The sequence below is a fragment of the Streptomyces xanthophaeus genome (assembly GCF_000725805.1).
GTDB lineage: Bacteria > Actinomycetota > Actinomycetes > Streptomycetales > Streptomycetaceae > Streptomyces > Streptomyces xanthophaeus.
This window is the reverse complement of sequence record NZ_JOFT01000088.1, coordinates 1-1,360: the sequence shown is the minus strand read 5'-3', so window position 1 is coordinate 1,360 and position 1,360 is coordinate 1. Positions and strand designations below refer to the sequence as shown.

The following is a 1,360-nucleotide window of genomic DNA, read 5'->3' as shown; positions in this document are numbered from 1 at the left end:
CAAACTGCGCGGCATGCGGATCGAACTCGGCGAGATCGAAGCCGTCCTCGCCCAGCACCCCGCAGTCGCCACCGCACACGTCATCCCCCACCAGGACCAACTCGTCGCCTACACCCTCCTCGCCCCCTCAACTGCGGGGGTGGAGGTCGGGCCGGAGCAGATCCGTGCCCACGCCGCGACCCGGCTCCCCGCCCACATGGTCCCCGCCGCGGTCGTACTCCTCGACCGGCTGCCCCTGCTCCCGAACGGGAAGCTCGACCGCAAAGCCCTCCCCGCCCCCGACTTCGCCGCGATGGTCTCCGACCGGCGCGCCGCCACCCCGCTCGAACACCACCTGTGCGGCCTGTTCGCCGAGGTCCTGGGCCTCCCGGAGGTGGGGGTCGACGACAACTTCTTCGACCTCGGCGGTCACTCCCTCCTCGCCACCCGCCTCATCAGCCGCATCCGCACCACCCTCAACGCCGAACTCGCCCTCCGGGACCTCTTCGAGAACCCGTCCGCTGCGGGCCTGGCGGTGTGTGTGGGTGGTGCTGGTGGTGCACGGCCGGCGTTGGTGGGTGTGGAGCGTCCGGCGGGTTTGCCGTTGCCGTTGTCGTTTGCTCAGCGGCGGATGTGGTTCTTGCAGCGGCTTGATGGTGCGGGTCTGGGTTACAACATGCCGGGTGCCCTGCGGTTGAGGGGGCGGGTGGATGTGGATGCGTTGCGGGCTGCTGTGGGTGATGTGGTGGCCCGGCATGAGAGTTTGCGGACGGTGTTTCCCGAGGTGGATGGCGTGCCGCGGCAGGTGGTGCTGGGTGTCGGGGAGAGGCTGCCTGAGTTTGTGGTGGTGGATTCGGATCCGACGGGCGTGGAGGCGCTGGTCGGTGAGGGCGCACGGTACTCCTTCGACCTGACGGCGGAGATGCCGTTGCGGGTGACGTTGTTCGTGCTCGGTCCGGAGGAGTTTGTTCTTCTCCTTGTGGTGCATCACATTGCGGCGGATGGCTGGTCCTTGGGCCCGTTGGCGAGGGATCTCGCGGACGCGTATGCAGCGCGGTGCGTGGGTGACGTGCCGGGCTGGGCGCCGTTGCCGGTTCAGTACGCGGATTACACGCTGTGGCAGCACCAGCTCCTCGGGGAGGAAACCGATCCGGAGAGCCTGCTGGCTCGGCAGACCGACTTCTGGCGGACGGCTCTCGACGGGGTCCCCGAAGAACTCGACCTCCCCTTCGACCGGCCACGCCTCCCCGTAGCCAGCTACGAAGGCCGGAATCTGAAGTGTGTGCTCTCTGCGGGTGTTCATGCGGGTGTGGTGGAGCTGGCGCGGCGTTCTGGTGTGAGTGTGTTCATGGTGTTGCAGGCGGCTGTGGCGGTGGTGTTG

The 1,360-nt window shown here is 68.1% G+C and carries 1 protein-coding gene; it reads left to right on the top strand.

The window, feature by feature from the left end; all coding sequences use genetic code 11:
- Positions 1-13 precede the first annotated feature (13 nt).
- Positions 14-1,360 (top strand): condensation domain-containing protein (locus IO30_RS45645; protein ID WP_031147787.1); only part of this gene is annotated, 1,347 nt, incomplete at its 3' end.